Below are 22519 nucleotides of genomic sequence, written 5' to 3' on the forward strand. Positions count from 1 at the left end.
CCCCGGGGCTTCGCCGTGCGGTCACTCGCCCGACGTATCGATGTATCGACGTACGCGAGGAGACCGCCATGCACGACCACCGCAAACTCGGCCGCGAGCTCGACCTGTTCGACACCGACCCGCTGATCGGCGCGGGCCTTCCGTACTGGCTGCCCGACGGCGCGGCCGTGCGGCACGCCCTGGAGGAGTACATCCGCACCGCCGAGCGGAGGGCGGGATACCGGCACGTGTACTCACCGGTGCTCGGCAAGCGGGAGCTGTACGAGATCTCGGGGCACTGGTCGCACTACAGCGAGGACATGTACCCGCCGATGGACCTCGGCGGCGAGCAGGTCGTCCTGCGGCCGAGCCTGTGCCCCCACCACGCGGTGATCTACCGCTCCCGCTCCCACAGCTACCGCGAACTGCCTCTCCGCATGGCCGAGTTGGGCGGCATGTACCGCTCCGAGCTCTCGGGTGTGCTCGGCGGCCTCACCCGCGTCCGGGCCATCCAGCTGAACGACGCGCACATCTTCTGCGCCCCGGACCAGGTCGCCGACGAGGCGCGGTCCGCCCTGGAGATGATCCGCCGGGCGTACGCGGCGCTCGGCATCACCCCGGCCCGCTACCGGCTCTCCCTGCCGGGCCCCGGCGGGAAGTACGTCGCCGCTCCGGAGATGTGGCGGCGCTCCACCGCCCTGCTGACCGAGGTTCTGGACAGCTCCGGCCTTCCCTACGAAGCGGCCGAAGGAGAGGCCGCGTTCTACGGCCCCAAGATCGACGTCCAGTTCACCGACGCCGCGGGCCGGGAATCCACCCTGTCCACCGTGCAGATCGACTTCCATCAACCGGACCGCTTCAACCTGCACTACATCGGCGCGGACGGCGCGAAACACCGCCCGGTGATGATCCACCGCAGCGTCATCGGCAGCGTGGAGCGAGCCGTCGCCCACCTCGTCGAGCAGCACGGCGGCGCCTTCCCCGCCTGGCTTGCCCCCACCCAGCTGGCCGTCCTGCCCATCTCCGAGGCCGAGCTGGCGAACGCCGAGGCGCTCGCACGGCGCTGCGGGGAGCTCGGCCTGCGGGCCGAGATCGCCGGGCCCGAGCGCGGCACCCTGGGCGCCCGCGTCAGAGAGGCCCGCCTGGTGCCCTACCAGGCCGTCATCGGCGCCAAGGAGGCCGCCGACGACCATGTCGCCCTGCGCCTGCGCGACGGCCGCCGCCTCGACCCGCAGCAGGCCGATGCCCTGCTCGCCCGCATCGGCGCACTCGTCGAGGCCCACAGCACCGCCCTGTGGGACGCCCCGCCCGCTCAGGGCCAACTGCTCTGGGCGCAGAGGTAATTCGGTTGCCCGGAGCATGTGGCGTCCGCGACACTGCGCCCCATCATGACCAGGGACCCCGGGGACATATCCGTCGCGTCAGGGGGCCTGTGGTCCCGTGACTTCTCGCTCTTCTTCGCCGCCCGTGGTGTCGCCAGGCTCGGCGACATGATGGCCCCGGTGGCACTGGCCACCGGGCTGGTCCTGAGCGGATACGGGGCCGGGGTGGTGGGGGCCGTGCTGGCCAGCATGACGGCCTGCTTCGCCGGGTTCGTGATCTTCGGCGGGGTGATCGCCGACCGGGTGAACAACCGGGTGCTGATGATCGGGGCGGACCTCGTACGCGTCGTCGTGCAAGCCGTCATGGCCGGGCTCTTCTACACCGGTCACATCGTCGTCTGGCAGATCTGTCTGCTTTCGGCCGTCAACGGCATCTGCGCCGCGCTCTTCCAGCCCGGCCTGCCCACCCTCATCCCGCGGATCGCCGCGGACGTGCAGGGCGCGAACGGGGCCATCCGCACCATCGAGTCCCTGATGACCATGGCGGGGCCCGCGGTGGCCGGTGCGCTGGTGGGGCTCACCGAGCCGGGCGGAGTCTTCGTCGCGTACGCCTTCACGTATCTGGCGAGTGCCATCTGCCTGGCGCTGCTGCGGCTGCCGGCGGCAGACCGGTCCGTGGTGGCGAAGGAGAGTTCCTTCCGGTCCGATCTGGTGCAGGGGTGGCAGGAGTTCAGGTCCCGTACCTGGCTCTGGGGCGTCATCGTGATCTGGATGGTCCTCATGATCTCGTCGTGGGGGCCGATGGTCCCGCTGATCGCGACCGAGGTCGTCTCCGAGCACGGCCCCGGCACGCTCGGTCTGGTCAACTCGGCCATGGGCGCGGGCATGGTGGTCGGTGCCCTCGTCGCCATGCGGGTGCGGCCGGTGCGGCCGCTGCGGGCCGGTTCCGTCGCGCTGCTGCTGTACTGGTTGCAGCCGGCGTCGGTGGCGCTCGGGCTTCCGGTGCCGCTGATCGCCGCGGGGCTCGCGGCCGCAGGTGCGGCCAACGCCTTCTGGGGCGTGATGTGGACGACCAGCATCCTGACCCAGGTGCCGACCGGGGTGCGGAGCCGGGTGCATGCCTACGACGTGGCCGGATCGGTGGCGATGATGCCCGTGGGGCAGGCCCTCGCCGGTCCCGCGTCGGAGATCTTCGGGGTGCGCGAAGTCCTCGGGTTCAACGCGGTGATGGCGATGGTGGTGGCGGTGGCGCTGCTGTCCGTGCCGGCGATCCGCAACCTGCGCAAGGCGGATGGCCGAGGCGCACCCGAGGCCGCTCCGGCCGCAGTGGGGACCGGGCGGCGTCGGTGGTGATCAGCCGTCGACGGTGATCAACTGGCGATGGTGGCGAGATCGCCCGGCTCGTAGGAGCCGCCCTGGTTGTTGAGGATCACGCCGAGCCGATTGGTCGCGTTGATCATGGCGATCAGCGAGACAAGGGCGATGGTCTGGTCGTCGTCGTAGTGCTTGCGGACCTGGGCCCAGGTCTCGTCGGAGACGCCCTCGTAGCCGTCGATGATGCGGGTGCCCTCCTCGGTGAGGGCCAGGGCGGCCCGCTCGGCCTCGGAGAACACGGTGGAGTGACGCCAGGCGGCGACGAGGTTCAGCCGGGCCGCGGTCTCGCCGGCGGCCGCGGCGTCCTTGCCGTGGATGTCGACGCAGAAGCCGCAGCCGTTGATCTGGCTGGCGCGCAACTGCACCAGCTCCTGGGTGGGCTTGGGCAGCGATGACTCGTGGATCACCTGGCTGACAGCGAAGATCCGCTTGCCGATCTTGGCGCCGGTCTCGTTCGCGAACAGGTTCATACGGGGTTCCATCACAACGTCCTCACTCGTGGAATCGTGTGCCGCGCGGCTGGTCCGTGCGGTGTCGCAGCGTCTTGATGCTCAAGCGTCTTGATGCTCATAAGTCGCCGGCCGGCCCGGCCCCGTGACAGCCCGACGATGTGATGCAGGCCACCGGGCTTCCGTGTCACAAGGCAGCGGGTGGCGGCGTCTTGTGCGTGACACGGAACAGACGAGCGACACCTCAGTGACGCCGCAGTGAGGCCACAGTCAGGAGCCGACGATGGACGAGCCCACCCAGCGAGCGACCGGCGCGACCGGGCACGGCCCACGCACCGGCGGCACGGACTCCGCCACCGAGGCGTTCGTCGCCCATCGCAACCTGCTGTTCACCGTTGCCTACGAAATGCTCGGCTCCGCGTCCGACGCCGAGGACGTCCTTCAGGAGACCTGGCTGCGCTGGGCGGACGTCGACCAGGACACGGTCAGGGACCCGCGTGCCTTCCTGGTGCGCATCACCACGCGCCAGGCACTGACCCGGCTGCGTACGCTGCGCCGGCGCAAGGAGTCCTACGTCGGCCCCTGGCTGCCCGAACCCCTGCTCACCGCGCCCGATGTCGCCGAGGACGTCGAGTTGGCCGACAGCGTCTCCATGGCGATGCTGCTCGTCCTGGAGACGCTCGCGCCGACCGAGCGGGCCGTGTTCGTGCTGCGGGACGTCTTCGATCTCGGGTACGACGAGATCGCGCAGGCCGTCGAGAAGACCCCCGCGGCTGTCCGGCAGATCGCCCACCGCGCACGGGCCCACGTCGCGGCGCGCCGACCGCGCGAGGTCGTATCGCCCGCCGAGTCACGCGGTGCGCTCGCGGCTTTCCAACAGGCGGTCGAAACGGGGGACTTGCAGCGCCTGCTCGACATGATCGCCCCGGACGTCGTGCTCCTGACCGACGGCGGTGGAGTCGTACGCGCCGCCCTTGAGCCCGTCGTCGGTGCCGGGACGGTGACGGCCGTGCTCAGCAGGCTCACCTCCGCGACCATGCAGCCGGCGCAGGTCAACGGCCACCCCGCCTTGATCCTGCGTACCGGCGGCGAGATCGACTCCGTCCTTGCGGTACGCATCGAGGGCGGCCTCATCACCGGGCTCTACGCCGTCCGCAACCCCGAGAAGTTGTCACGCGTCGAACGCGAGACCGCGATGGGCCGCTGACGGGAGGCGCTCAGGAGGCGCCGACGCGTACGGCGGTCGCGGCCAGGGTGGTGTAGTGCATCGTGAAGCGTCCCCCCAGGGAGTCGATGGCGCCCCCGACGGCATCAAGAACCTCCGCCAGCTGATCGGGGCGGAGTTGGGTGAGACCGCCGGTGGTGGGCAGCAGCTCCAGCCACTGGTCGCGCGTGTAGGACCGCTCCCAGTCGCATCGCCACTGCTCGGGATCCTCGAACCGTCCGGTCTCCCGGATCGTGTCGGCGATCTTCGCGTACGCCGCCCGGTAGAGGTCGACGGGACGGCGGGCCGGCCCGCTGTTGAGCGGCGAGTCGGGCGCCACCCGCCGGAAGGCGGCGGCGAACGGCTCGGCCACCTCGGCGGGCGGCTCGTACGCGTGCCCGAAGATCGCAAGGCGCCCCCTTGGGCGCAGCACACGCGCCGCCTTCACGGCACCGGCGAGCGGATCCACCCAGTGCCACGACTGGGCGGCGATGACCGCGTCGAACGTCCGGCCCGCCGGCTGCCAGGCCTCGAAGGTCGCCACCTCGACCTGCGAGCCGCGGGCGCGCGCGAAGTCGGCCATCCGCGCGTCGGGCTCCACGCCGAGCACGGCGCAGCCGACCGCCTGGAACTGGCGGGCCGCGATGCCGGTGCCGCAGCCGACGTCGAGCACGTCGGTCCCTGGGCTCCCGGTGACGATCCGCGTCACCAACTCATCTGGGTAGCCGGGCCTGGCCCGGTCGTAGCGTCGCGCGTCCACGCCGAACGACTCGGCCATCCGCCGGGCTCCGTGCGGCTGCGCCGGGGGCGGTTCCGGCTGCTCTCGCGGTAATGTGGGCATGCGCCCACCTTAGTGGGCACGCGCCCACTCAACAACGGGTGACAGCGGTTGACCAACGAGAGGATCTGCCAGTGCCGACCGGGGTGCACCTTCGCGACGCGCGGCAGCAATTGTTCGACGCCGCCGAGCGCCTGCTCCTGCGGGACGGTCCGAACGGGCTGACCAGCCGGGCCGTCACCGACGAGGCGGGATGCGCCAAAGGCGTCCTGCACCGGCACTTCGCCGACTTCGACGCCTTCCTCACCGACCTCGTGCTCGACCGGGCCGCGCAGCTCGATACGCAGGCGGACGCACTGCGCGAGTCCGCGGGCACCGGCACCGTGGCCGCCAACCTCACCGGCGCGCTGACCACCCTGTTCGAGCCGATACCGGTGGCGATCATCCCGCTCATCACCTTCCGGGACGAGCTGCGCGCACGGCTCCGGCAAGCCAGGCCCGGCGGCGGCATCGCGATCCTCGCCCAGGCCACGACCGCGATCTCCACCTATCTGACGGACGAGCGCGAACGGGGCCGCATCGCGGCCGACGCCGACATCGACTCCCTCACCCTCTCCCTGGTCGGCGGAGGACATCTCCTGTTCACGGACCGCGACTCCGGCCCGCCGACGACGACGGTCGTCAACAAGCTCGTGACAGCGGTCATCGCCGACGCCGTGCAACGACGACCGGCCTAGCGACCTCTGAGGTGCCCGCCGGCCGAGGCCCCCCAGGACGCTGGTCCGTCCTGTGGCTGGGGCAGTGCAGCCCCGACGCGCGCGGCGGCCGCGCCCCGCTCGGGCCGTGCGAACGCAGGGGTTGCACTATCTCTAGGCACCTGCAAGTATTTCTTGGCACGAGCAAGGAGCTGGTATGCGGAGGATGAATGGCGACCACATGCTGCGGGCTGCGCTGGCGATTGCCAATCCGCACCGGATGCGTGTCGTCGCGGCACTCTCAGGCAAGCGCAGCTACGTGAGCGAGTTGGCCCGCGAGCTCGGTATCAGCCGCGCCCTGCTGCAGGTGCATCTACGCAAGTTGGAGGCGGCGGAGCTGGTGACGGCTGAGCTACAGCTCTCGGAGGACGGGAAAGCAATGAAGTACTACGAGGTGACCCAGTTCGCGGTCCTCCTCACCCCGGAGACCATCGCGGACGCCGCCAAGACCCTCACGCTGCCTAGTGATGGATCACAGTCCGGACGAAAGGAGTCATCCGATGGATGACGAGTACCAGTGGCAGGCCGTAGCCGCGATCATCGGCGTCTTCATTCTGGTCACGTCCGTGATCGTGGTCCTCATCTGGACGCGTACCACGACCACTCGCGCCAAGGCGGTCCTGTCCCGCGAGGCGGACTACCGCGATCTGTCCGAAGCAGGCGCGAAGACGCAGCAGACGCTGCTACGCCAGCTGGAGACCGTCAACTCACGGCTTGAGGACGTGCAGAACCGCTTGGACGGGGTTGAACGGATCCTCAAAGAGACCGAATAGGCATCTCGAAGCACCACCACAGAACAACCCTGGGCCGACGAGCGGCAACTCGTCGACCCAGGCACAGAAGAGCGCTCCATCTCGCCGATGGCGAGTTTTCGCAGGTACACACTCCTTGAGGAAGGACTACACGTCATGCCGGGCATTGGCAAGTCGAGTCCCGACGAGACGGTGGACGGCCATCGCGGCACCCTCGTCCAACGCATTACCGCCTGGTCGGTACGACATCGCAAGGTGGCCATCGCAGGATGGTTCGCCCTGATCGTTGTCGCCATCGTGGTCAGCGGCCTGGTAAAGGGCGACGAGGCCCTGACGACCGACCCCGGGGAGTCCGGACGGGCCCAGGATGTGCTGCGATCGCAGCAGACCGACGAGCCCGTCCAGGAGAACGTGCTGATCCAGCCGCACGAGGCCGACAGCAAGAGCCGGTTCTCCTCGCCGGAGGTCCAGGCCGCGGTCAACGACCTGTTGAAGACGCTGAAGGGCGAGTCCGAGTCGGTCAGCGACATCAGCTCGCCGCTGGACAAGGGCAACGAGAACCTCCTCTCCGAGGACGGCCGCTCCGGTCTTGTCACCTTCAAGCTCAACGGCCCTGACGAGGAGTTGGGCCTGCACTCGGAGACGGCGTACAACGCCATCCTCGACGTCCAGGATCGCCATGAGGACGTCTGGGTGGGCGAGGCCGGCGACATGAGCACGCAGGCCGCGGTCGACAACGCCTACGACGACGACTTCCAGCGTTCCGAGATCATCTCGCTCCCGCTGACGCTGGTCATCCTCATCATCGTGTTCGGCGCGTTGATCGCGGCGAGCGTGCCGCTGCTGCTCTCGGTCACGGCCGTGCTCGCCGCACTCGGCTTCCTCCAGGCGCTCGGCCATGTGATCCCCATCAACAGCACCGTCTCCTCCGTGGTGCTCCTGATCGGCATGGCCGTCGGCATCGACTACTCGCTGTTCTATCTGCGCCGCGAACGTGAGGAACGGCAACGGGGCCGCGACTTCAAGGAAGCCCTGCAGGTGACCGCAAGGACCTCCGGGCACGCCGTCGTCATCTCGGGCATCACCGTGATGCTCTGCCTGTCCGGCCTGTACCTGACCGGGATGGACGTCTTCCGCGGGCTCGCCATCGGCACCACCATCGTCGTCGGCCTGACCGTGATCGGCTCCGTGACCGTGCTCCCGGCCCTCCTCTCCGTACTGGGCCACCGCGTGGACAAGGGCCGGATCCCCTGGCTGGGCCGCCGTCGGACCGCTGCGGCGGAGTCCAAGGTGTGGGCCAGGATCGCCCGGGCCGTGGTGCACCGTCCGCTGGTGTGGGGCGGCGCCGCACTGCTCGCGCTGCTCGTGGTCGCGTTCCCGGCGCTGGACATGCGCCTCCAGGACCCGTCCGTCACGGACAGCCTGCCGAACGCCAATGCCACCGTCGAGACAGTGGCCCGTATGGACAAGGCCTTCCCCGGTGACCCGTCGCCGGCGCGACTCGTCGTCTGGGGTGACAAAGCGGACGACCCGGCCGTGGGCCAGGCCGTCGAGTCACTGCGCGAGCGGGCCGCCGAGACCGACGGCCAGATCGGCACCAAGATCACGAGCGACAAGGTCGGCGACGTGGTCGTGGTGAAGGTACCGCTGGCCGGCTCGGGGACCGACGACACGTCGAACGCCGCTCTGGAAACCCTCCGCGAGGATCTCCTGCCCGACACCCTGGGCAAGGTCGACGGCATCGAGTTCGCGGTGAACGGTCAGACGGCCCAGCCGTACGACTTCACCAAGACGCTCCGGGACACCACGCCCATCGTCTTCACATTCGTGCTCGCCGTGGCCTTCATCCTCCTGCTCGTCTCCTTCCGCTCGCTGGCCGTGCCGATCATCTCGATCGTCCTCAACCTGCTGTCGATCACTGCCGCTTACGGCGCCGTCACCTGGGTCTTCCAGGACGGCAACCTCAGCTCGCTGCTCGACTTCACCGCATACGGCGGCGTGACCAGCTGGCTGCCGCTGTTCATGTTCGTGCTGCTCTTCGGCCTGAGCATGGACTACCACATCTTCATTCTGAGCCGGATCCGTGAACGGCGGCTGGCGGGCGAGGATCCGAACTCCGCCGTCATCAGCGGCATCTCCACCAGCGCCGGAGTGGTGAGCAGCGCGGCCGTCATCATGGTCGCCGTCTTCAGCATCTTCGTCACGCTGTCGGCCATCGAGTACAAGATGCTCGGCGTCGGGATGTCGCTGGCGATCATCATCGACGCCACCCTGGTCCGGGGTGTGCTGCTTCCCGCGGTCATGGCTCTGCTGGGCAAGAACACCTGGGCCCTCCCGCAGTGGCTGCAATGGCTTCCGGGGGGCAAGGCAGAAGCGGCGGCCTCGGAGCGGACGCCCGCTGCCGAACCCACGGAGCCCGCGATCGCGGTGCAGCGCAGCTAGAACGCATCCACGAGTGCGCCACCTGCCGAGGACGAACCGGCATCCGGACGAGCCCACCGCTCGTCCGGACCGCCGGGTCAGGAGCCTCGTACGAGTCAGTTCCCGCCCTCTACGACGCCTCTCGGCCGACACGGCCGAGCAGCGGGGAGGCAATGATGGGCTTTTCCGTCGCGACCCTCCACGACCACCTGGCCGCGCAGCCGGTAGCGCTTCTGGCTCTGCTGCTGTGCGCCGCCATGGTCGGGGAGACGTTGATCTTCGTAGGGCTCATGGTGCCGGGCGACTCGCTCACCGTGCTGTCCGGCACCCTTTCGACGAATCCAGGCAGTTTCCTGTACGTCGTGGCGGCGGCCACCCTCGGGTCGGTCATCGGCGAGATGGTCGGCTACGGAATCGGTCGCCGGCTGGGGCGTCGCGTCTCGGACTCCCTCTGCAGCCGGGTCTCGAAGCCTCGGCACTGGCAGCGGGCCAAGGCGTTCCTCGGCGAAGGGCAGCGGTGGCAGGCGCTGGTGTGGATCAGGTTCGTCCCGGTGGTACACACGCTGGCACCGCTGGCGGCCGGCGCATCCGGCAAGTCGTTCCGGTGGTTCCTCAGTTGGTCGGTGGTGAGCTCGCTGCTCTGGTCCACTCTCTACACCGGGCTGGGTGCCGCGGCCCGGGCCTCCTCCGAGCGTGCGGCACCCTGGATGCCGCTCGTCACGCTGCTGGTTCCGGTGGTGGCGATCGGCGGCGCGGCCATCCACCGGATCGTACGGCGACGCGTCAAGCGGCACGATGTGTGCGAGTTCGCCGCCCTGCCCCGGACCACCGGGGCCGTCAAGGCACAGATGGTGCGGGCATCAGGAGGTCGACATTTCCTCTGAGCACAGCAAGGTAGGTGTTGTTGAGTGTGTCCCCGGGGGCTACGCCCAGTTCGTCGGCGAGATAGCGGCGGGCCGCATGGAACATGTCGATCGCCTCGCTCTGCCGGTCACATCGGTAGAGGGCGATCATGAGCTGGGAACGGAGCTTCTCCCGCGTCGGGTACTCCGAGACGAGAGCCGTCAGTTCAGGGATGATGCTCCGATGGCGGCCCAGGCCGAGATCGGCCTCGATCCGGCTCTCGTGAGCCGCGTTTCTGAGCTCGTCGAGCCTGGGTCTCTCGGCATCCTCGAGGTAGCTCGTCACATTGGTGAGTGCGGACCCCCGCCACAAGTTGAGGGCGCGCCGCAGGGACTCAGCAGCCGCAGCATAGTTTCCACGGGACAGTTCGCCCTGGCCGATCCGGCAGAGCTCCTCGAACTCCACGACGTCGAGCCGGGACCCATTCATTCTGAGCAGGTACCCCGAACCCTTCCGTTCCACTTGAACATCATGGCCGAGCGCTTTACGCAGCCTTGAAATATATGTGTAGATCTGGGCGCTTCGCGTGGCCGGAGGCTGCGCGCCCCAAAGTAAGTAGCTCATGCGGTCGCTCCCGACAAGCCTCTCCCTGGCAAGGAGAAGCGACGCGAGGACGGTGGAGATCTTCGATCCGGAAATGATCACTTCGCAGTCACGGCCATTCGCCTGCACTGGACCGAGGAGCTTGAATTCCACTTTCTCTCCCTGAGATCAATGGAGCGCCTCGGGGCTTGGCGTGGGTCGCAGGCATGAAAGGGGCGTCGGCATCATCACGACTCGCCCGTCCCACCGTCCGACAGCACGCCGGCCGACACGATCGGCGCGCCTTGAAAACAGACCGCCAAGGAACCATCAAAAAGCTCCGCCAGCGGTATGCACGATTCCCCCGCGCTTCCGGCTTAGCCAAAAACCTACGAGACGTTCGACGATACCCGCTCAAACTCTCGCTTCAAATCGAACACCGAACATCCAAAGTGTAACGGCGCACAGTCCACACCGTCAACACAAAACAATTGCAAACCGAACCACCCATGCGGCACTTTCATTTCACCTCCCCGATGACCACGCATGAGATGGTGACGCGGGCGTCGAGCGCACGCTGCTCGGAATATCCGGACATAGGGAACGCATACGTCTTCGTCGGAATAATCCCGTTCGAGGAGACAAATCCAAAGAAGTCATCCGGGGTGTTCCACAAGCGAATGTGGTCCGGTGCCGGACTATTCACTGGAACGTTGATGAAGATCTCGGCCCCCGGCCGCATGACGCCGGTGAGCGAGCGCAGCACCTCCCCCGGGTCGTCCACGTGCTCCAGCAATTCGCTGGCCACGACGCGGTCGAACCCGTCGTTGCCGAGCACCCCGTCCTGAATGTTGTGCAGCGCGAGATCGACGCCGTGCACGCCCATTTCAGCCAGATTTCGCCGCGTGTAGTGGAGACTTCCGGGGCTGATGTCCCAGCCGGTGAGCGCCTGAGTGGCATGTCGGGCGGCAAGGGCCAGAAACAGGCCATGTCCCGGTCCGACCTCCAGGAGCCGGCTTCCCGCAGCACAGCGGGACAGGAAATCGCGTACGTACACCTGGGAGACGTCGGCGTGATTGCGCCACAGGACCTGGGAGAGCAATAGGCCCCGGTGATAGTGATGGATGTCCTCGGAATCATAGAATCCCGACTCCTCCACTTCCCGGACCGATGCGTAGCGATAGCAACCGTGTCTGCGAAAGTAGAGCTCCTCGTCGAGAAGTCTTCGGCACACCCAGCGATAACTGGCCACTACGTCGGCCATCTCCGGTTCCACGAGCTTCCATACGAGGCCGGCGATCTCCTCCGTTCCGCGCAGCGCACGCGAGTCGAGGCCTGCCAGACTGCCGGTCAGGAATTTCTCGTGCTCCGGCCACAAATCGACGACATGCGAGATGATCTTGGCAAGAGACGGGGCGTCCTGTGCGGCGACGGATTCGACAGCGGTAGGCATCTCAGGCGGCCCCTACGCGGCCCGAAGCGGAATCTGGCGACTCCAGTTGCAGCACAAAATCAGTGAGCGCATCGATGGTCGGATATTCCCAGGGGACATTGGCGTCCAGCTCATGTCCGACTCGTTCTTCGATTTGAACGAGCAAAGAGGTGGCCCCGATGGAATCAAGGCCGTACGACGACATCGGCTCGGCGGGCTTGATGTCCTCGGGTGCCATGCGCACATGGGCGGCGACACACTCGGTCAACCAGGCGGCCAGGGTCTCTCGTGCCAAGGGGTCGGCGGGGGCGGTCATTTCGCATCTCCTCGATTAGTCGGACGGGCGGCGCAGCTGCCGCTCGGCGGCGGAGTCAGCCTTGCCAGAGCGGTGCAAGTTCACCGGCCAGATAGCGGCGGCGCATCTCACCGCGCCGTACCTTTCCGCTGGTGGTGCGGAGGACGGAACCGGGTCTGAGCAGGACGACAGTGCTGTCCGTGCCGAACTCGCGGGCGACGGTCAGCTTCATCGCCTTCCCCAGCGCCTGGAGCAGGTCGGCGTCGCGCCCGCGCACCTCGTGCACCACGACGACGTGCTCGTCCCCCGGTTCGGCTTCCGAGGGGGACACCCCGAAGGCCGCGCCGACCTGGCCGAGTTCAGGATGCTGGGTGCGCAGTTCGTGCTCGATGTCATGGGGGTAGAGATTGCGGCCGCGCACGATGAGCAGGTCCTTGATGCGCCCGCTCACAAAGATGTCCCCGTCCACGACGATCCCGAGGTCACCGGTGCGCAGCCACCCTCCGTCGCCGTCCGCGAGGGCGGCGTCGAACGTCGTCCGGGACGCTTCCTTCCGCCGCCAGTACCCCGGCGAGACGCTGGGGCCCCGCAACCAGATCTCGCCGAGGCCGTCCGGGGGCATCGTCCGCCTGGTGACCGGGTCGACGACGCGCACCTCATAGTCCTCCGCGGGACCGCACCCGACCAGGTTGCGGGCCGGACGTCCCAGCCGGGCCGGCGCGAACTCGCCCTGTTCGAGCAGTTCCGCGTCGACACTGCGGACGACGGGCCGCCGGTTGGAGACGCCGCTCACATAGACCACGGTCTCGGCCATGCCGTAGCTCGGGCCGAACGACGTCTCCTGGAAGCCTTGGTCGGCGAAGCGTTTCGCGAAGGCCGTGAGGACCGACGCCTGCACCGGCTCCGAGCCGTTGCCCGCGTACTCCCAGCGCGACAGGTCCAGGCCCGCCACCTGCTCGTCGGTGATCTTGCGCTGACACAGGTCGTAGGCGAAGTTGGGGGCATGGGACACCTGGATGCCGAAGGTGTCGATCATGCGCAGCCAGAGGTGGGGCCGCCGTACGAACGTCATCGGTTGCATCAGATAGCAGGTACCACCGGCCATGAGCGCAGGCAGCAACTGCGCGCTCAGTCCCATGTCGTGGTACAGGGGGAGCCAGCCGCCGGAACGGTAGCCGGACTGCTGTCCCATGCCTCGCAGGTAGGCCGCGCCGTTGTGCAGCATGTTGCCGTTGGTGATCATGACGCCCTTGGCGTCGCCGGTGGACCCCGAGGTGTACTGAAGGAGCACGACCGTGCCGTGGTCCGTCTCCACCGCGTCACCGGCTTCCAGGACTCCGGAGTCCTGGTCCGCGACGTCCGTCGCCATCACGTGGAGGTGGTCGAGGCCATCCTCGGCGCGCCAGGCCCGTACCGTCTCGTAGCCTGACGAATCAGTCAGCACAGTCCGTACGTCGGCATCTGTCGCGATGGCTCTGAGACGGCGCCGCTGCTGGCTGTACTGTCCGGGCTCCGGTGCGGGTACGGCGATGACACCGGCGTACAGACAACCGATGAAGGCGGCCACGAACGGCAGCCCCACCGGGTACAGCAACAGGACCCGGTCACCCGGGCTGGTCCGGCGTCGCAGCCGGGCAGCCACCGCACGAGCCTCCTCGTCCAGCCTGCCGTACGTCCACGAACTGACGCCGTCGGGACCGTCGAGGTGTGCCACATGGGCGACTGCCTGCTCCTCACGGTTCTCTCGGACGCGCCGCCGCAGAAGCGCCGCAACACTCGTCGCAGGGTTCAGCTCATCCACGAATCCACTCCTCATTCCGTTTCCGCCGGTCGAATGCCCTCGTAGGCCACTTCGAGCCGGTCCGGGCCGCGCAGGCTGAGGTTGGGCTTGTACGACAGGCCCGCTGCCGCGAGGCGCGGGTTGACCATGCGCGAGGCGAAGAGTTCGAAGGCGATGCGCACCTCGAGGCGTGCGAGGCCCGCACCGAGGCAGAAGTGCGGTCCTGCCGAGAACGACAGGTGCGGTGCGCCGGTCGGGCGCAGGATGTCGAAGCGGTCCGGGTCCGGGAACACGTCGGGGTCCCGGTTCGCCGCGCCCAGGAGCAGCACCAGGAAATCGCCCTCCTGGGCGTGTGAGCCGGAGAGGGCCACCGGCTCGCGTGCCACGCGTGAAGTCACCTGTACGGGGGCGTCGTAGCGCAGCACCTCCTCCACCGTCTGCCCGGACAACTCGGGTTGGCGGCGCAGGAGTTCGAGCTGGTCGGGGTGGCGCAGCAGGGCCAGGACGCCGTTGCTGATCAGGTTGACCGTCGTCTCGTGGCCCGCGTTGATGAGAAGGATGCAGGTGGCGAGCAGTTCGTGCTCGTCGAGGCGGTCGCCGGACTCCTCCACCCGCACGAGCTGGGAGACGAGGTCGTCACGCGGGTCGGTGCGCCGTTCGGCGATGAGATCGCGGAAGTACTGGATGAACTCGGCGCGTGCCTGCGCCGCCTGGGCCGTGGCGCGCGGGGCGACGAGGCCGGGCAGCGGCGGTTCGAGGGCCTCGGACAGCTTGGCCGACCAGTCCTGGATCAGGTACCGGTCCGCGAAGGGCACCCCGAGCAGTTCGCACATGATCCGCAGCGGCAGTGGATAGGCGAGGTCGGAGACGACCTCGAACCGCCCTTTCGCGGCCGCTTCGGAGAAGAGCTCATCTGCGGCCCCCCGGATACGCGGCTCCAGCGCGGCGACCACACGCGGGGTGAACGCCTTGACCACCAGCCTGCGGAGCCTGGTGTGATCCGGCGGGTCCAGGTGCAGGAAGTTCCGGGTCCTTGGCCCCTTGGCGTTCGGGGAGAGACGCGCGCGTTCGCGTTCGCTGCTCATGGCCGGGTGGCGCAGTACGGCGGAGCAGTCCGCGTGCCGGCCGATGAGCATGAGCCCTTCGGCGGTCCGGGACGGCGACGCGAGCGCGAGCTCCCGCAGGACGGGGTAGGGATCGGCTCGGTTCAGCGGGTCGGTGAGGCGAGTGAGATCGACGGTGTCGGTGCTCATGCTCCGTATCCACCCCATTCGGCGAGCATGCGGGCCTGTTCCGCCTCGCTCGGCGCTCCCGCTTCGGAGACCAGCTGCTCGGGGTCATCGGCCAGGGAGACCAGGAGGTCCGAGCACCGGTCGATCAAGTCGCGTGCCGTCTTCGCGGATATGACGTCGGGCCGGTGGTTCAGGGCCAGTTCCAGAAATTCGCCGCGGATGGCCGCCAGTCGCAGCGGGTACGGAGTTCCTTCGACGAGCGCATGGGTGGCCACCCGCAGCTCGCCCGCCGTGATGTCCAGGTCCTTGGCGTTCATCGAGGCATCGAGGAAGACCGTGGTGGTGTCGAACAGTGCGCTGAAGCCCGTGAGTTGCTGGATGCGGGAGAGACCGAGGTGCTGATGATCCATCAACTGGGCTTGCTCGTCCTGGAGTTGCACCAGCAGGTCGCACAGCTTCACGTCCGGTCGCAGCCTGACCCGTACCGGCAGGGTGTTGGTGAACAGGCCCACCATCCGCTCCATCCCGGGCACCTCCGGCGGCCTGCCGGAGACGGACGTGCCGAACACGACATCGTCCGAACCGGTCCACCGGGACAGTTGCAGGGCCCAGACGCCTTGCACCGCGGTATTGAGCGTGACCCCGTGATGACGGCACCAGGCGACCAGACGGGTGGTGTCCGAGGGAGTCAACCGCGTGGCCAGGGTGTGCTGTTCGAGACGCGAGGACTCTGCCGCACCGGGCGCCACCAGGGTGGGCCCTGCCAGACCGGCCAGTGCGACGGTCCAGGCACGGTCGGCCGCGGCGCCGTCCTGGGCCGCGACCCAGGACAGGTAGGCGCGGTAGGGGGTCACCGCCGGCAGCGGGCCGGCCTGTGCGGGACCTTCGTAGAGGGCGAACAACTCGCGCAGCAGAACCGGCGTCGACCAGGCGTCCACCAGGATGTGATGTCCCGTGATCACCAGCCGGTGCAGCCCCGGCGCGAGGGCGAGCAGCCTGAATCGCAGGAGCGGCGGACGGGCGAGGTCGAAGGGCCGGGTACGGTCGTCGGCGGCCAGCCGCGTCGCCCGCTCCTCCCGCTGCCCGGGAGTCAGCTCGGACAGGTCGGCCGTGACCCAGGGCACGGAGAGCGAGGCATGGATCGCCTGGACCGCCCGGTCGCCCACGTCGTGCACGAAGGCGGCACGCAGATTGCCGTGCCGGTCGATCACCTGTTGGGCCGCGGCGCGCAGTGCCGTCGCATCGAGCTCACCGCGGAGGTCCATCTGGAGCTGGGCCGCGTAGACGTCGGCGTCCCCTTCATGGAGCAACTCGTGGAAGAGGAAGCCCTCCTGCAGCGGGGACAGCGGCAGCACCTCCGTGACGCCGGGACGCGTCCGCCGCAGCCGGGCGAGCACCTCGTCCTCGTCGGGCAGCAGCACGGGGCCCGATTCCGCGCGTTCGCCGCCCGGGTCGCCGGGACCGGAAGCGGCGGCGAGGGTCTCGACCGTGCGGTGCTGGAAGATGTCGCGGACGGTGATCGCCACGCCCTCGCGGTATGCCGCCGACGCCAGACGGGTGGCGATGATGCTGTCGCCGCCCAGGTCGAAGAACGAGTCGTCCGTGCCCACCCGTTCCAGGCCGAGGGCCTCCGCCATCAGCCCGCACAGCACCTTCTCGCGCTGGGTACGGGGCTCGCGTCCTGAGGCGAGCGCGGAGAAGTCGGGTGCGGGCAGTCGGTCGGTGTCCACCTTTCCGTTGACGGTCAGCGGCCACTCTTGTTCCACGAGCACGACCACCGCGGCCGGCACCATGAAGTCCGGCAGCCTGGTGCGGGCCCAGGCGCGTATGTCGGCGGCGTGCGGACGCGTTCCGGCGAGGGGCGCGACGTACCCTACGAGCCTGCGCTCGCCCCGCTCGTCCTCCCGGACCAGGACCTCCGCGGAAGCCACCTCGGCATGGTCGGTGAGCACGGACTGCACCTCACCTGTCTCGATCCGGTAGCCGCGGATCTTCACCTGTCCGTCGGTGCGTCCGATGTAGTCGAGCGGGCCGTCCGCTCGGCGGCGCACCAGATCGCCGGTGCGGTACATCCGGGCGCCGGGCGGCCCGAAGGGGCAGGGCAGGAACGCTTCGGCGGTCACGGCGGGCCGCCGCCAGTAGCCGCGGGCCAGTCCGGCTCCGGACACGAACAGCTCGCCCATGGTGCCCGGCGGGACCGGGCGCAGCTCGTCGTCGAGGATGAACGCGCGGGTGTTGGACAGCGGGATGCCGATCGGCGCGTGCTGCTCGCCGACGAGCGGGACGCTGGCGGTGGCGGCGACCGTGTTCTCGGTCGGGCCGTACACATTGACCACCCGGCACCGTGCCGACCAGCGCCCGATGACGCCAGGGCTGGGAGCCGAGCCGCCGACCATGAGGTTGACGAGGTCCGGGAGTTCCTCGTCGGGAATGGTCTCCGCCATGGTCGGCGTCCAGCCGGCGTGGGTGATCCGCTGCTCGCGCATGAACTCGGTCAGCTCCGGGCCCGGCAGCGACGCGTGCGGCGGCGTCAGGACCACCCGCGCCCCCACCTTCCAGACCGGCCAGAAGTCCGCGCCGGACGCGTCGAAGCTCAGGGAGAGGAACTGCAGCACCCGGTGGTGGGGTTCGACGCGGAGTACACGGGCGTAGACGCCCGCGAAACTCACGACGCTGCCCTGGCTGATCACCACGCCCTTGGGCAGGCCCGTCGAGCCGGACGTGTAGATCATGTAGGCGGCGTTCGCCGCGCCGAGCCGTCCGGCGCGCTCTTCCTGCGTCACATCGTGATCGGCCTCCACACGCCGGCCCGGCGCGTCGACGGTCAGGCGCGGCACTCCGGCCGGCACGACGAGGTCGGAGTCCTGGGCGGTCACCACACAGACCGGGGCGCAGTCGTCGAGCATGCGGGACACCCGCTCGGCCGGGTAGGCGACGTCGATCGGCACATAGGCCGCACCCGCCTTGACCACTGCGAGCAGGGCGACGAAGAAGTCCGTCGAGCGGGGCAGCGCGAGTGCGACGAAGCGCTCGGGCCCGGCGCCGTGCGCGATGAGTGTGCGCGCGAACCTATTGGCGCGGGCGTTGAGTCGGGCGTACGTCAGGGTCTCGTCCAGCGTGGTGAGCGCCGCCGCGTCCGGGGTCCGGCGCACCTGGTCCTCGAACAGTTCCGGAAGGATCGTGTCCGGGACACGCGTGCGCGGGTCGTCGGCGCCCTCGATGAGCTCCCGCTCCTCCGCCTCGCTCAGCAGGGGCAGCTCGCCGACCGGTGTGTCCGGTCGGGCGACCGCCGCTTCCAGGAAACGCAGGAAACGCGCCTGGTGCCCGTCGAGCGTCACGGCGTCGCACAGCGTGGCGTCGGCGTCGAACACGAGCTGCGGCGCATGCCCGTCGCGGCGGTCGAAGACGTGGAGCGCCAGGTCGCCGGTCGTCGCGGGCAGCAGGCTGCGGAGCGCGGCCGGGATGCCGTCGAAGTCGAGCCGCAGGTCGAAGGACATCACGTTGATCATCACGCCGAGCAGGCCCTTGCCGTCCGCCGCAAGGCCCAGCTCCCTGCGGAGGTCCTCGTGCAGGTAGCGCTGGTGCTTGAGCATGACGCGGATCTCCCGCACCACGGTCGGCAGCAGGCTGGAGAGCGAGTCGTCGTCGCTCACGGGCAGCCGCAGCGGCATCGCGTTGGCGGTCAGGAACGGGGCCCGCATCATGGCGGGGGTCATCCGGGCCGTGAGCGGCACCGTCAGCACGACTTCGCGCTGCCTCGTGGTCCGGGCGGTGTACGCGGCCATGGCGGCGATGAGCGTCGCCGGCCATTCGGCTGCGCCGGACCGGGCGCTCTCCCTGAGCCGCCGCTCGGTCTCCTCGCTCAGGGCGCCGGCCCGGTTGAGGGTCGGCACGTCGGCGCCGCCGCTCCGTGCGCCCTGCGCGCGGTCCTCCACCAACCGGGTGGGGGTCGGCCGGTCCGCGAAGCGCTCGACCCAGTACGCGCGGTCGCGGGCGAAGGCTTGGGACGCGTGATAGGCGGCTTCCTCCCGCGCCAGCTCGTCCAGTGTCGTGAACTCCGCTGCGGGGGCGGGCGTGTTCGCGACCAGTGCGGTGTAGAGCTGCGCGAGCCTGCGCAGCAGCAGCGACTCACCGTAGGCGTCGATGAGGATGTGGTGGAAGCAGTGGTAGTAGAAGAACCGGTCCGGGGCGAGCTGAAGCAGCGCGTAGGCCGAGGGCTCCGCGGTCAGGTCGATGGGCCGCAGCGCCTGGGTCCGCATCCAGTCCAGGGCGGCCGCCTCGGGGTCGGCCTCCCGGGTGAGGTCGAGCAGCGGCAGTTCGGCGTCGCCTTCGCCGACGACCTGGTACAGCCCGTCGTCCTCGATGACGGCGCTGATCCGCATGACCTCGGTCTCCTGCCGCAGTCGGCGCCAGGCCTCGGCCAGGAGGGTCACGTCGAGGCGCCCGCGGAAGTCCACGTACTGGCTGACGTTGTACTGGTGGCCCGAGGAGTCGGCCTGGTGGCCGTACCAGACGCCCGCCTGAACGGCGGTCAGGGGGAAGCGCCGCGTCTGTGCCTCAGACATGCGCCGCCTCCGTCGTCAGCAGGCCCTCCACGAGCAGGCCCATGACATCGAGCGGCGACTTCTCGAAGTAGAAGTGGCCGCCGTCCAGTTGGCGCACCCGGCAGGCGGCCATGGTGCAGGCGCCCCAGCGTTCGGCGTCGGCCTGGGTGACGGACGGGTCGTCCTTGCCGATGATCGCGGTGATCGGGCAGGTCAAGGGGGCGCCGGAGACAGGCCGGTAGCTCTCCACCATGCCCAGGTCGTGGCGCAGGACGGGCAGGACGAGGCGGGACAGTTCCTCGTTCTCCAGCAGGGCCGCGCCCTCGCCTCCCAGGCTGCGTACGAACTCCTTGACCGTGGCGTCGTCCAGGCTCAGCCCGTTGGGGCGGCAGTGGGCGGGGGCTTTGCGGGCCGAGGCGAAGAGACGCACCAGCGGGGTGGGGAAGCGGGGCTGGAGCAACCGGGCCGCCTCGAAGGCCACGGTGGCGCCCATGCTGTGGCCGAAGAACGCCGTCGGCCGGTCGAGCCGTTCCCCGACGGCGGCCGCGGTCCACGCGGCGAGTTCGGCGACGTCCCGCGGCAAGGTGTCGCCCAAGCGGTCCTGCCGGCCGGGGTACTGCACGACGGCGACCTCGATCGCGGCGGGCAGCAGAGCACCCCAGTCGCGGAAGGCGCTCGCGGCGCCTCCGGCGTGCGGGAAGCAGACGAGCCGGATGCGAGCGCGGGGGCGTGGTGTGAAGACACGCAGCCAGGTGTTCCAGGAAGAGGCCATGTCTCATCCCACCCGCTGGGCGGAGTGGCCCGTGAGGTCCGCGGAAGCGGTGGCGTCCGGGGCAGCGGGCGGGGTGAACGCCTCGGCCATGGCCACCGCGATACGCCGGTCACCGGTGAACGGCTCGCGCCCGTGCGAGGCGAGCATGTTGTCCACCACGAGCAGATCGTCCTGCTGCCAGTCGAACCGCGTGGAGCACGAGCGGTAGCAGTCCCTGAGGTGGGCGACCACGTCGTCGGGGATGGGCGCGCCGTCGCCGTAGTACGTGTTGCTCGGCAGGCCCTCCTCGCCGAAGAGGCTCAGGAGGCCCTCGCTCACCTCCTCGGGGAGGGTCGTGTGGTGGAAGAAGGTGATGTGGTTGAACCACACCGGCTCGGCGGTCTCCGGGTGGACGTGGATCGCGCGGCGCACGGCCCGGGTGCGCAGGACGTCCTCGCCCGTCCACTCGAAGGCGATGTCTCTGGTGCGGCAGTACCGCTCGGCCTCGTCAGGGTCGTCGGTGTTGAAGATGTAACGCCATGACGCCCCGAACTCCTCGTGGAAATTGCGGACGACCATCCAGCCGCGGCGGGCGAACTCCTCGCGGACCGCGGGGTCGATCATCGTGTGGAGGCGCCGGGTGTCGGCGAGCGGAGTGGCGCCGCGGGTCGCGGGCGGCCGGTCGCAGTAGAAGAACAGCAGGCGGGGCCAGGACGCCTGGTAGGAGTTCTCGTTGTGGAGGAAGATCTCCTCGTCCGGCGGGTAGTCCGTGGACGTGTAGACGTTGCCCTTGATGGAGCTTCGCGGTGAGGAGCGTTCGGCGTAGGCGAGCGGCTCTCCCGACATGGTGCGCACGGCCTGCTCGAAGCCCGGTACGCCTCCGATGCCGAACCCCCGTAACAGCACGGCGCCGTGTTCCGACAACTGCGAGCGCAGGACGGCCCGGTTGTCACGTATGAAGCTGCTGACGTCCGGGGCGTCCCGATCGCCTTCTACGGTGAGGGGCAACGCTTGTTCCCGGCCCCCGTGCGCAGTCATGAATACGTGCCTCCGAGCGGTGTGAACGGACGGATCGTGAAGCGGCGGTCGGGCGGCTGCTCAGTCGGACATGGCGACGAGCACGCGGCGGGGCCCTTCGAAGGGGCGTCGGCCGTGTCCCACGAGAACGTTGTCGATGAGCAGGAGGTCGCCGGCCCGCCAGTCGACGTCCACGGCGGACGCCAGGCCGCGCTCCTGGATCTGCGCGATGTACTCGGCGGGGATGGGAGTGCCGTCCGCGAAGGTGACCGACTGCGGCATCTCCTCCTCGGGCATGATCTGGGCGAGGGCCGCCGCGGTCTGGTCGCCCAGGCCCGAGGCATGCCACTGGTCGGCCTGGTTGAACCAGACCTCGGCCCCGGTGACCGGATGGCGGGCGGTGGAATGCCGGATCTGGCTCACCCGCAGACCGCCGTCGGGGCGCCACTCCCATTCGGACTGCCCCTTCTCCAGGAAGCGCTCGACCTCGGAGCGGTCCTCCGTCTCGAAGGTCTGCTGCCAGCTCCGGCCGAGTCCCATGCCGCCGTGCAGGTTCTGCGTGTAGCGCACGCCTCCCGCGAAGGCCTCGCGGACCTCCGGGTCGAGCGCGGCGAGCCAGCGGACACCGTCGACCACGGGCGTCGCCCCGCCGCTCAGCGGTGCCCTCTCGCAGTAGAAGAGCAGCCGGGCCGGCCACTGATGGGCGTACGACATCTCGTTGTGCATGGAGATGGTGTACTGAGGCGGGTACTCCGTCGACGTGTAGACGTTCTGGCCGACCTTGGTCCGCGGCGAGTTGCCGTGCACATAGGCGAGTCGGTTCGGCACCAACGCGTCCATGACGGGGTCGAGTTCGGATGTCTCGATCCCGAACCCCCGGAACGTCAGGGCCTTCTGCTCGACCAGCGTCGCGTCGAGCCGCTCCTTGTCCTCGAGGTACGCCACGAGTCCGGGGGCATCGGCCGTGGCACCGGTCTCCTCCGGAGTGACCTCGAACGGTGCCCACATC

19 protein-coding genes are annotated in these 22519 nt (G+C 69.1%); 8 read left to right on the plus strand and 11 right to left on the minus strand.

The features are described from left to right. Nucleotides 1–44: 44 nt before the first annotated feature. Together thrS and M4V62_RS11790 are read left to right on the plus strand one after the other, a co-directional pair. Nucleotides 45–1322: a threonine--tRNA ligase gene (thrS, locus tag M4V62_RS11785; RefSeq protein ID WP_283779155.1), complete on the plus strand. Its 1278-nt coding sequence runs from the start codon at nucleotides 45–47 to the stop codon at nucleotides 1320–1322. A 45-nt stretch (nucleotides 1323–1367) separates the two neighbouring features. Continuing rightward, nucleotides 1368–2654: an MFS transporter gene (locus tag M4V62_RS11790; RefSeq protein WP_249587211.1), complete on the plus strand. Its 1287-nt coding sequence runs from the start codon at nucleotides 1368–1370 to the stop codon at nucleotides 2652–2654. 17 nt (nucleotides 2655–2671) lie between these two features. Here the strand turns inward: M4V62_RS11790 and M4V62_RS11795 are convergent, their stop codons facing one another. After that, a complete protein-coding gene (locus tag M4V62_RS11795; protein WP_249587212.1) occupies nucleotides 2672–3157 on the minus strand; it encodes a carboxymuconolactone decarboxylase family protein in 486 nt (161 codons plus the stop codon). Nucleotides 3158–3407: 250 nt separating this feature from the next. Between M4V62_RS11795 and M4V62_RS11800 the strand changes: the two genes are divergently transcribed. Then, entirely contained in the window at nucleotides 3408–4331 is a 924-nt protein-coding gene (locus M4V62_RS11800; RefSeq protein WP_249587213.1) for an RNA polymerase sigma-70 factor, read from the plus strand. A gap of 10 nt (nucleotides 4332–4341) precedes the next feature. On the opposite strand, the gene M4V62_RS11805 is transcribed toward M4V62_RS11800, so the two are convergent. Beyond that, nucleotides 4342–5169 carry a class I SAM-dependent methyltransferase gene (locus tag M4V62_RS11805; protein WP_249587214.1) on the minus strand — a complete coding sequence of 276 codons (828 nt, stop codon included), beginning with the start codon at nucleotides 5167–5169 and terminating at the stop codon, nucleotides 4342–4344. Between the two features lie 71 nt (nucleotides 5170–5240). On the opposite strand from M4V62_RS11805, the gene M4V62_RS11810 reads away from it, so the two are divergent. The 5 genes from M4V62_RS11810 to M4V62_RS11830 all read left to right on the plus strand — a co-directional run bounded on the left by M4V62_RS11810 (nucleotide 5241) and on the right by M4V62_RS11830 (nucleotide 9918). Continuing rightward, a complete protein-coding gene (locus M4V62_RS11810; protein ID WP_249587215.1) occupies nucleotides 5241–5843 on the plus strand; it encodes a TetR/AcrR family transcriptional regulator in 603 nt (200 codons plus the stop codon). 175 nt (nucleotides 5844–6018) lie between these two features. Continuing rightward, the gene (locus tag M4V62_RS11815; protein ID WP_249587216.1) at nucleotides 6019–6369 is read left to right on the plus strand and encodes an ArsR/SmtB family transcription factor; all 351 of its coding nucleotides are present in this window, start codon (nucleotides 6019–6021) and stop codon (nucleotides 6367–6369) included. After that, entirely contained in the window at nucleotides 6362–6634 is a 273-nt protein-coding gene (locus tag M4V62_RS11820) for a hypothetical protein (RefSeq protein WP_249587217.1), read from the plus strand. Before M4V62_RS11815 ends, M4V62_RS11820 begins: the two co-directional genes overlap by 8 nt. A 135-nt stretch (nucleotides 6635–6769) precedes the next feature. Continuing rightward, a complete protein-coding gene (locus M4V62_RS11825; protein ID WP_249587218.1) occupies nucleotides 6770–9055 on the plus strand; it encodes an MMPL family transporter in 2286 nt (761 codons plus the stop codon). A 155-nt stretch (nucleotides 9056–9210) separates the two neighbouring features. Beyond that, nucleotides 9211–9918, plus strand: coding sequence for a DedA family protein (locus M4V62_RS11830; protein ID WP_249587219.1), 708 nt, complete (start codon nucleotides 9211–9213; stop codon nucleotides 9916–9918). Here the strand turns inward: M4V62_RS11830 and M4V62_RS11835 are convergent. The 9 genes from M4V62_RS11835 to M4V62_RS11875 form a co-directional block, all read right to left on the minus strand. After that, the gene (locus M4V62_RS11835; RefSeq protein ID WP_249587220.1) at nucleotides 9872–10633 is read right to left on the minus strand and encodes an AfsR/SARP family transcriptional regulator; all 762 of its coding nucleotides are present in this window, start codon (nucleotides 10631–10633) and stop codon (nucleotides 9872–9874) included. The genes M4V62_RS11830 and M4V62_RS11835 overlap by 47 nt on opposite strands. Nucleotides 10634–10979: 346 nt before the next feature. Further along, nucleotides 10980–11912: a class I SAM-dependent methyltransferase gene (locus M4V62_RS11840; protein ID WP_249587221.1), complete on the minus strand. Its 933-nt coding sequence runs from the start codon at nucleotides 11910–11912 to the stop codon at nucleotides 10980–10982. A 1-nt stretch (nucleotide 11913) separates the two neighbouring features. After that, a complete protein-coding gene (locus M4V62_RS11845) occupies nucleotides 11914–12207 on the minus strand; it encodes an acyl carrier protein (RefSeq protein WP_249587222.1) in 294 nt (97 codons plus the stop codon). Between the two features lie 55 nt (nucleotides 12208–12262). Then, on the minus strand, nucleotides 12263–13987 hold the full coding sequence (locus M4V62_RS11850; protein ID WP_249587223.1) for a fatty acyl-AMP ligase: 1725 nt from the start codon (nucleotides 13985–13987) through the stop codon (nucleotides 12263–12265). A gap of 11 nt (nucleotides 13988–13998) precedes the next feature. Then, entirely contained in the window at nucleotides 13999–15219 is a 1221-nt protein-coding gene (locus M4V62_RS11855; RefSeq protein ID WP_249587224.1) for a cytochrome P450, read from the minus strand. After that, the gene (locus M4V62_RS11860; protein ID WP_249587225.1) at nucleotides 15216–19763 is read right to left on the minus strand and encodes a non-ribosomal peptide synthetase; all 4548 of its coding nucleotides are present in this window, start codon (nucleotides 19761–19763) and stop codon (nucleotides 15216–15218) included. Before M4V62_RS11860 ends, M4V62_RS11855 begins: the two co-directional genes overlap by 4 nt. Beyond that, nucleotides 19756–20514: a thioesterase II family protein gene (locus M4V62_RS11865; protein WP_249587226.1), complete on the minus strand. Its 759-nt coding sequence runs from the start codon at nucleotides 20512–20514 to the stop codon at nucleotides 19756–19758. Before M4V62_RS11865 ends, M4V62_RS11860 begins: the two co-directional genes overlap by 8 nt. A gap of 3 nt (nucleotides 20515–20517) precedes the next feature. After that, entirely contained in the window at nucleotides 20518–21501 is a 984-nt protein-coding gene (locus M4V62_RS11870) for a TauD/TfdA family dioxygenase (RefSeq protein ID WP_249587227.1), read from the minus strand. Nucleotides 21502–21591: 90 nt separating this feature from the next. After that, a complete protein-coding gene (locus M4V62_RS11875) occupies nucleotides 21592–22518 on the minus strand; it encodes a TauD/TfdA family dioxygenase (protein WP_425575044.1) in 927 nt (308 codons plus the stop codon). Between the last annotated feature and the right edge of the window lies 1 nt (nucleotide 22519).

This window comes from Streptomyces durmitorensis, assembly GCF_023498005.1.
GTDB classification, from domain to species: Bacteria; Actinomycetota; Actinomycetes; order Streptomycetales; family Streptomycetaceae; genus Streptomyces; species Streptomyces durmitorensis.